Consider the following 9,241-nt stretch of genomic DNA (forward strand, 5'->3'; position numbering starts at 1 on the left):
ACATTCTCTGGAAAGCGCATATCTACCGGTAAACGTACATTTTGAGTACGATTGTTTGTAAAAATGGTGCCCTGTGACATGTTGAGCCTCCTCTGTATAAATTATGACTAAAGTATATACAACACCTAACTATAGAGCAATGCCATATAGCACATATGTAAGCAAAAAAATGGAATTTAAGAGAACGCATTGATATATAAATTGCGAGAGTTTTATTGATTCAACTTAGTTATTTTAACCGATGACACACTCGAAAGAGGCCGATCCAGACAGCATTTTCCTCACATTGAAAAACCAGTTCTTTTTCGGTTTGTTGATATTCTTCTTTCACCCACAGTTCAGCTGATAGGTAATAATGCTTTTTTTGTTCATAAATAGCTTTATCATTTACCACAGCCCAAGAAGTCGGGCTGTGGTTATCGGGTCAACACCACTATATCGTCACCACCGCGCAACCCGCCACTTGGGTCATGCTAATCAACAGCAAGGCACCGTCCATTTTGGGTTTTTGGTTGATGGGTAAGCACACATGAATGAAAAACGAGGAAATCCCCTATTTCAGTTTCGGCCTGCTCCTGAATTGCGTCAGTCAATGGGGGAGGCTAGACAGCTGGATAGTGATGATTCTCTGGCAGCATGGGTTAAAATGTACTATATCTCTTGTGAAAAGAAGTGTTAGTTTTCTATTTGTAACAGTGCCAAATTTTTGAAGTAATATAAAGTTAATTAGCGCAAAAATTATCCATCATAAACTTGGCATTGAACTAGCGCCCTTGGATTACTTCTGGTATATGTATTTCTCTTTGCAAGAGAAATAAGAGCATCAGGATCTCTCGGTGATAGTGCTCCCTGCCAAAGATCGACAATAATTGAATTTGAACGAAACTCTTTTGCCCAATTGACCCATTGACCTCCCACATATGACTCCTCAGATACTAATGTTATCGTGTGATTACAATCTGGCAATTGAAGCGTATATACTGATAATCCTGTTTTGGCTACTGTGTCTTTTAATTTTACTGCTGCAATTGATGCCATTTCTGCGCACTGTCCAGGCATCTGAGGAGTTTCTTCGACCTCTTTGGCTAACACAACTACGAATCTTCTATCGAATGGGGCATCCGATAACGACAGACCAAATCGTCTTGCGACTGAAATTCTACGATGGCGGATACTTCCACGATTTTCATCATAATTGTATTGTATTAATCCGCAATGGTTCTTAATTGGGCGATCACAAATAGTTACCTTAGATATATAGGGGAATATTTTTTCTCGAATTTTTTTGATCAAAGCGTTGCGATCATAACTGTTTTCGTTTACAGGCTTAAAACAATTTAGTCTTTTGCCAATACTTCCAAACATAGGAACTCCAATTCAAATAATTAAACAATATATAATTAATGTGCAAGTTATTATGGCTGTACTTTCAACACCGCAACCGCACACTTAAACGCGCAAAATAGTTTGTCGTGTAGTTTTGAATGTTACATCCCCGCACCGTATCTGGTTATGGTTTGTAGTGGTCAAGCAAAACTGGCCACGGTTTTATAGATCCACTCCTTGATGCCGCTCCCGCTTTAGCAACTGGAACAACTTGCAGCGCTAGCTGCTCATTCGATTAGAGCACACTCACTTAAATTTAATAACCTGGAGATCATAAGTAGTAGATCTCCAATAGGTATTCCTAACTTTATATATCCTAAAGAATTTAACTAAGAAATTGCGCATGTTATTAACACTTCCTGAAATCTCACCACAATTAGGATCAAAAAAAAATACAGCCCCAAATCTTGTATTGCACATAGCCATACAATGAAAGTCCGTAGTTACGAGAAAATATCTCTGCTTTAAGAATGGTGTTGTCCACGATAACATTCTAGATATATCAAGACCGTCGGAGCATACGCTGAAATGATCCAATTTTCTTTCTCCATATTTATCCAGAGACTCTTTAAATATAAAACCATCTATGTGTGATTGCAGATGATAAGTAGCACTCTGACGTTTTATTATTAAATCTTTATCTAAAACATTATCATCCAAAAAATATTTTCTCTTAACTTTAGTTTCAATCCAACTTAGCGATATACCAACACACGCTCCTGAACCTAGCCGAGGATCATCTTTAAAAAAATCACTCTATGTAAATGGTTTATAACTACAATTAAACTCGGAAGAAATTTTTCTTACTTCATCTACAAAACTCAAATAAACCTCTTTATATAGTATTGCTTATGCATAAAATTGAAATTGATTGAATTCTAATCATCACCTAAAACGCACGAGCTTTTAATGACACACTGAAGTACATATAAGTTACTTGTTGAAAACTCATGCTTTGCACCCTAGATCACCGCCACATCATAGTGCACCAATCAGAATAACAGCAACATATACCTTGATAAGTTAAAAATATAGGTTTTTATTCTTTTTAAATTAAAATATATGAATATTACAGAGTTAATGACTACGATTATGTCATTTAAATAGATTTAACTACTAATCTAGTTAGTAATACTATCCATCTGGAAGAATTAATTATTTCCATGCTATCAATCTGTATATTGATGAGTTGCGGAAACATGGCTATTTTTACTTAAGACGTTGTCAGGTAATATTATTTTTATATTATTACCTGACCATGTTTCTGGTGTGTTAAATATTGTACTAAAGTAGGCCAAGGGTTAGGGGAATTATGATGTAAAAGTGCTACCTGATTATTGATAAACTATCCATTTTTACGGTGAGTTCCTTGAATGCTATATTACGAGCATAGGGTTAACTGTATCAGATATGGTACAGTTAACCTTAACTAAGGTAGCTAGAGAAAAGGATATACCGTTCGATATGCTTATTCCTAACGAACTTACCGCTATATTATTGCTAATAACGAAAAAGGTGTCGATGTCTCTAAAGAAAAGGATGCTGATGATCTGTTTAATAAATTAGTCATTTGATAGACCATAACGTTTCATATTAACAATAAACGCCCCTTACCTGCGGTATACAAGGATCCATTGCTAAAAGGGTTACTGAGATGTACAAATAGAATAGGATTGGCTGCTTATCGACAAGATTACTAATTACTCGCTTCGAACAAACAGCAAACAGCAAACAGCAAACAGCAAACCATTCTGATCTTTTTTCAAGATCACGGCGCAGACTTATACCGAAGGATTATGGGGCAAGTACCGTATTAAGCATTACCCTACTTTTTACTTTTTGCTCTTCGAGCCAATAATTCTGAACGTCCAAAACTCTCTTTTTCATTTTCTGGTGGATGAGCATCAGAAAATCCTGCAGCCTCAATGAGTGGCTCCATAGACCTGAACTCTACCGCTGCTTTTGGGCTTCGTAGTGAAGACATACCCTCATTCCACGCGTGGAGCATTTGCTTGGTGATTTCACGCCATAAAGGCTCGTTTTTAGCCGCTTCGATCATCTCACGGCCCACTTCAACTGCTGATTCGCAAAGTGTTTCCACCATTTCAGCATAATGGCGAGGAGAAATACCCAGTCGGTGATTAAAGAAACGCTCCAATGATTTACCCGCAGCCCATGTCTGCCGCCCTTCGATAGAGAGTGCAGGAGGATTATGCCCAAAACGCGGATAGGCTTGAGTGGTAACCAGATCATAAGCGGGAGCATAAGCAACGTCAGCCGTTGAGGTATAAAGCAGCGCAATATTTTTGGCATGACAGTCAGCATTACGTATAACAAAATTGGTTAAAATCAACCAACCCAGCGCTTCCATTTGCTGGTGTGCATCCGATTTAGGGATATATACCCGAGTGGCATTAAGAACCTTTTCCATTGTCGTGGCATACTTCTCATGGGGTGGCATCCCCAGTAAGCTACAAGCATCTTCAAGGCCGTATATGGGGTGCCCATCGGTATCAACGTCGAATCGCTCAACCACTAATATTCGACCATCATCTGACATCGTGCTTGTAGCAACAGGGGTTACTTTTAGGCGTTCAAGCACCCTCATCGTATAAAACTCATTAAATCCCAAGAATGGGGTATTTTCATCAGAGCCTTTAATAATATGCTTATTCGTCCGAAGAGTAGGCTTGCCCAAAGGAGCTACGTCTGCTCGATCTGGGGCTAGAAACTTGGGGACGACGCCAGACACTGCTGCACGTGCATATCGCCGAACCAGAGAAGCAAAATGAGCTGTACTATTATTGCCTTTGAGAAGCTCTTCAATTTGCAAAGGATCTAACTCATAACCCGGCTCTACGCCTTCAGGGGTCACAGTAACGCGGCCTATCCCCGTACCGCCAATGACAGCCAATAGAGAAAGGTCTGTACCATCTAATAAAGGACCGAATTCTTCTCGGATAATCCCCAGCAAGTAACCTTCTGGTAAGTTTTGTCGAAAAAAAGGATGAAGATCTCTCGGCCAACGCCATGCTAAGTCACGAACAGGCATTGTTAGGCTGATAAAATTATTTTCGGATATCCCCGGTAAATATTGCAAAAGGTACTCATCCCTTTCGCGAAATAGCTTGGCAACATTTTGGCCGCTAATTTGGACATCTAGCTTCATGATTTCTCGTCCTGACGCTGTTCAGCAAGAATGTCGTCCAAAGTTCGGATATACCCACTCTTGACTACTTTAAGGTCATAACCAGCAGCTTCTAATAACCTGACAAGAATGCTGACACTCATATCACCTTTGGCGAGTGTCTCCATACGCGCTAAGGTAGTGCGCGAGACGCCAGCTCTATTCGCCAATTCAACTTGTGATAAGTTTGCTTCATTGCGTACCGATTTGAGCATATCAGCAACATCATAAAGAGTCGTCATTTGTGGCCCCAGAGATACAAAAAAACAGTGTATGGAGATAAATGTAGCCCTTGGGATACAAAAAATCAAGAATCCATCTTCGATAAATCTGCTTGCTTAGTAAAATATACACTGACGGATGTCTTATCCGGCGTGTCATGAGTACTCTTCTGAGCCATTGCCCCCCCTTTAGGGCAATCATTTGCTGTAAAAACAAACAGTTATCGAGAAGGGATTACACATGGGGTAACTCTCCGTAGAGTCAGGGAGAATGATGAAATATTTTAGCAATAGGATAAAATTGTGACGGTTCTGATGCAGAGTTTCGTTTCCAAGCAGGGAGTTAACTTATAGTTAGCCACATGCCGTAGCAGACCAGGTCTGCGAATAAACCATATGACATTTCTCCCAGTTAACGCAGGATTCGCAACTTGGCATGGTCACACCAGCCCACCCCGTTTGAAGCGTGCAATAATGACCGTGATTACTACCCCCCGCTTGTGTCCAATAGCGTGCCAGCGGGATTTTATTCGCTGGGCAAACCGGGTTATTGCCGTTGATAACGTCAACTTTGCCATTGGTTCCCCATACTTCTGATTGGCAAGAAAGCAATGCTCCAGAAACATCACGACTGATCAGGCCATTTGAACTGCACCTGCTGCCAGCTCTGTTTACCTGATCCAATTGCAAAACTTCACCAGCAGAGAGACGCCCATCTGACCGTATGCTTCCGCCTTTAACCTGACCACCGGTAACAATACCTTTATTATTGACAGATCTAACCCAGTCATGGTCTGACATATAGAAACCACCACCGTAGCTCTCGTTGAACCAGCCCTTATCACCGCGAGATATCAACCAACCTTGTTGGCTGCGGATATCGCCTTCGGCTATGACTTTCGCCGCACTAACATTACCGCTGAAACTCCCTGTAATAGCGTTTACTGTGTCAGTGTTATTTAGGTTATTCCCCCCCATATCAATACTGGTATGCATACGGTTTAAGTCAGGTTTCCCCGTAACAGCAAAGCGATAAAGTCGGTCACTTTCATTGCGTGCGCTACTCAGTTCATCGGTAGTTAGCAACGCAGCCACATGCCCGGTTGAGGTACTAATACCAAAGCTGCTTAACGGGACAATCCAGCTCCCCATCGCACCGGTAACATTGGTATTGTTCCACACATACCCACCCAATCCCTCAATATCTGCGGAAATCAGCCGTAATGCTTTGTAGGGTAAACGATAGCCACCTTGTGTCACGATCAAAGCCTGCAATTGCTCTTTTTGCATGGCGTTACGTACTATCGCCGCCTGAAAACGTTGTCCGGAAGTAGTGGTATCACTGAATCCCATTGGCAAAAAACCAGTGTTCTTTAACATGATCGTTGTCACCATAACAGGCTGATGAGTACCAGCAGAGGCTAATAGCCTGTCATAGTAACGACCCACGTAACCTTTAAGTGCGGACTTGAAGCGCGAGACCTGTACGGCGGTAAGCTGATATTCCTTTTGCTTTATATAGTCACCGTAAATGGACGTTGCCCAAATCACGACAATAATCAGAATCAGCAAAGCAATGCCGGTGCTCATCATTGCCCAACCACGATGCAATGCTCTGGTTTCAAAAGTCATCAATCACCACATCAGTAGAGGATTATAGACCTTGACGATCATCGCCAGCAGTGCGGCATGACCCAACCAAGGCCCAAGTGGGCCACCGGTTTCCACATCACCAGACATCAAGTGCCATAATATGAATCCACAAAGTCCGACGCCAATGGCAAACAGCGCTAAAGACCAGCCCAACCACGCACCGAGAGCCGCAGTAAGCCAGACATCACCTAGCCCTAGCAGCTCACGTTTGGCACAATGCCCTGAGACAAGCCGAACTGAACCACAAAGCAGCAGTAACACAATAACCGTCATAGTAGTTGAGAGAAGTTCACCGCTACCAACTGCGGTAAGCAGCCCTGCGGTCAGACAACTCCAGGTAAATTCCTGCGGTAACCAGCCTGAAAGCCGATCAGTGAGGCTAAGCCGGTAGATAAAAGGGATGAATAGTATTGAGGTTATATTGTTGAAGACCCGCCCCTCAAACGGAGCCACGGCAATCACTGTCATTGCGGCCGCATGAAGCCAGTGATAATGCAATAGGGTGGCTGATTGTAGCTTTAGGGCAGGCAAGGAATGATTGCTATTGAGGAATAGGCTGACTTGCCGGGTTATGGGTTCAAGTAGCCACAGTGCCAATCCAAACAGTGGCGGCACAAATAACCAGGGTAGCGCCAGAGTGATGATGGTCAACCGTTAACCGTGAAGGTCAGAGTATTTATCCCGCTTCTACCCGTGTCCTTCACGCAGACAGCGCCCGCATTTTCAACCGTGACATTGCCATCACTGAAAGCGGTGCTATTGATACTAATACCAGAGATACTACCGCCAGCACTGAGGCGTGTAGTTATGGCAATACACGCATCTTGCGGCACTTTCGGATAGCTTACGCTAAAACCATGATTGAAACCGTTAGCGATTACTGGCGCAACAATAACCTGACCACCCCATGTGTTCCATAAAGTCGCCGTGCCAGCAGTAACATTACCTTTTGTCATCATATTCTTCGGTACGCCGCCGACCTGAATCAGTAAGCCGGTCATGACTACCCCACTAGTGTAGTTGTAACCGTTACGACCTTTTAATAGCCCTTGCGTGGAGGTGATAATGCTCTGCACATTAGCTGACTCCAGAGCAATATCCTTTCGATTCCACAGCATATAAAGCCCCCCCAGCACCACCGTAATGACAACTATCACTACCAGAGCCACACCGCCGCTCTCAAGGATGCCCCAACCACGATGAGGCTGTTTTCTGGCTACCACATGAAATGACATTATCAAACTCCTTATTACATTGAGTCACTGGTCATATCCTGAATTTGCATCACCGTTGACAAGATGAGTAAGAAGAAACTGAAAATCAGCAGCAGAGAGAAAAGCATCACTACCATGACGCGCTTATTGACCCGCTCAAGTGTTTGCTCCAGCCAACGGTCGCCGTAACGGCCAATAATATCTGGCGCGCCATCCCCTTCGGTTAGCAAGGAGAGATAATTAGCCGCTTCTTTACTGGGAAATTGATAACCGCTATTACGTAGTGCCTTACCCAGATGATCGCCTTGTTCGACACCGGCAATAATGGCGTCGAGGCGTTCTTGCAACCAGGGAGAAGAAAACGGTAGTAAGATTTGCAGTGCCTCTAACGTCTGCACATTCGCTCTTAGAAGTGCCGCCATATTTATCAGAAACACCGCCCCCTGAATGTCTTGGTAGACCGACCAGGGCACCATGTTGTCAGCCAAGCGGCGTAACCGGCCACGCCAACGGGGGAGGGACCACAGCACCAGCCCAACCAGGATGGCAACCATACCTACAGCAGCAACACCCCGCTTATCGGTAAAGTTGGCCAGTGCATGCATAAAACCTAACGCACCAGTCCAGTTTTGCGGATCAGAAAGTTTCCTTAGTGTGGGGATAAGGTAGGCACCGTTAATGACCAACATGCCGCCGCCCAAGCAAAACAGCAGCAGTGGATAAAGGGACATTTTGCTCACCAGTGTCAAAATACGGCGGCGGGCTTCGACCAGCTTGCCTGCTTGCAGTAGTGCTTCCGGTAACTTGCCACTGCGCATTCCAGTGCTGATTAGTGCAGCCTCTTCCAATGGCCCCCAAGCGGCTAATACATCCTCAAATGTACGTCCTGCGCCGTTATCCGATAACGACTCCAGACAGTCATCCACCAAATCGCCATAAGGGTGCCAGTGCCGACCAAAATCAGTATGAACCTCGGCAATCATCTGCAACGCAGTGCCCAAGGGGGTGCCATTTCCCAGTAAAAAACGCAGCGCATCATAGAATTGCAGGCGATAACGAGTACTAAACGTATGGCGTACCAGCTCATAACGCAGACGCTGCCCCAACGACATGTTGCGGGCCGGCCGAAAACACTTTTCAGACATCAGGCACCTCACAGGCCAAAATGTAATCTTCATCTAGCGGGCAAACCAGATCGGCCTCAAGGGGGTCGACCAACCCCGCCGCTAATTTGTGCAGCAAATGAGTCACGCGTGTTATGCCTGCCAGTGAGTTAACCCAGTATTGTCTGGCCACTGCTGGCCCATGAGTCAGGTACAGCAACATAAATCGCGCATCGGGGCGGATCACCTCGGCTACCACACTGCGCCCGATCACACCACGACTAACAATACGATCACTAATCGCCAGTCGTTGCTGGCAATGTGCACATCCTTCTTCACTCCGAAACCAAAGTTGTTGCGGGTGACAAATCCCCTTTACTCCACAATAACGTTCGAGGCGCATACGGATTTCTGGTATCAGTTGCGGGGCTTTAACTTTCCAGGGAATGCGACAATCCGGACACAGCATCTGTACAA

Annotated in this window: 8 protein-coding genes and 2 pseudogenes; 1 reads left to right on the forward strand and 9 read right to left on the reverse strand. The window is 44.2% G+C overall.

What is annotated here, in order from left to right; all coding sequences use genetic code 11:
- Window positions 1-738: 738 nt before the first annotated feature.
- Both ACNSO8_RS02420 and ACNSO8_RS02425 read right to left on the reverse strand, forming a co-directional pair.
- Window positions 739-1,365, reverse strand: coding sequence for a hypothetical protein (locus ACNSO8_RS02420; RefSeq protein WP_418393710.1), 627 nt, complete (start codon window positions 1,363-1,365; stop codon window positions 739-741).
- Window positions 1,366-1,632: 267 nt separating this feature from the next.
- Entirely contained in the window at window positions 1,633-1,878 is a 246-nt protein-coding gene (locus tag ACNSO8_RS02425) for a YopT-type cysteine protease domain-containing protein (protein ID WP_418393717.1), read from the reverse strand.
- 888 nt (window positions 1,879-2,766) lie between these two features.
- Between ACNSO8_RS02425 and ACNSO8_RS02430 the strand changes: the two are divergent.
- Window positions 2,767-2,960: pseudogene (locus tag ACNSO8_RS02430) on the forward strand (type II toxin-antitoxin system RelB/DinJ family antitoxin); the annotation flags it as partial.
- A 251-nt stretch (window positions 2,961-3,211) separates the two neighbouring features.
- On the opposite strand, the gene ACNSO8_RS02435 reads toward ACNSO8_RS02430, so the two are convergent.
- The 7 genes and pseudogenes from ACNSO8_RS02435 to ACNSO8_RS02465 all read right to left on the reverse strand — a co-directional run.
- Entirely contained in the window at window positions 3,212-4,555 is a 1,344-nt protein-coding gene (locus ACNSO8_RS02435; protein ID WP_418393711.1) for a type II toxin-antitoxin system HipA family toxin, read from the reverse strand.
- Window positions 4,552-4,815 (reverse strand): helix-turn-helix transcriptional regulator, encoded by a 264-nt coding sequence (locus ACNSO8_RS02440; protein ID WP_418393712.1) that lies wholly within the window; start codon window positions 4,813-4,815, stop codon window positions 4,552-4,554. Before ACNSO8_RS02440 ends, ACNSO8_RS02435 begins: the two co-directional genes overlap by 4 nt.
- 333 nt (window positions 4,816-5,148) lie before the next feature.
- Window positions 5,149-6,426, reverse strand: coding sequence for a shufflon system plasmid conjugative transfer pilus tip adhesin PilV (gene pilV / locus ACNSO8_RS02445; RefSeq protein WP_418393713.1), 1,278 nt, complete (start codon window positions 6,424-6,426; stop codon window positions 5,149-5,151).
- 3 nt (window positions 6,427-6,429) lie between these two features.
- The gene (locus ACNSO8_RS02450; protein ID WP_418393714.1) at window positions 6,430-7,098 is read right to left on the reverse strand and encodes a prepilin peptidase; all 669 of its coding nucleotides are present in this window, start codon (window positions 7,096-7,098) and stop codon (window positions 6,430-6,432) included.
- Entirely contained in the window at window positions 7,095-7,682 is a 588-nt protein-coding gene (locus tag ACNSO8_RS02455) for a type 4 pilus major pilin (RefSeq protein WP_418393715.1), read from the reverse strand. Before ACNSO8_RS02455 ends, ACNSO8_RS02450 begins: the two co-directional genes overlap by 4 nt.
- Before the next feature lie 14 nt (window positions 7,683-7,696).
- Window positions 7,697-8,806, reverse strand: a complete 1,110-nt coding sequence (locus ACNSO8_RS02460; RefSeq protein WP_418393716.1) for a type II secretion system F family protein — start codon at window positions 8,804-8,806, stop codon at window positions 7,697-7,699.
- Window positions 8,799-9,241 (reverse strand): annotated as a pseudogene (locus ACNSO8_RS02465) (pilus assembly protein); the annotation flags it as partial. The gene ACNSO8_RS02460 and the pseudogene ACNSO8_RS02465, both read right to left, overlap by 8 nt.

The sequence above is a fragment of the Yersinia sp. LJYL362 genome, assembly GCF_048323875.1.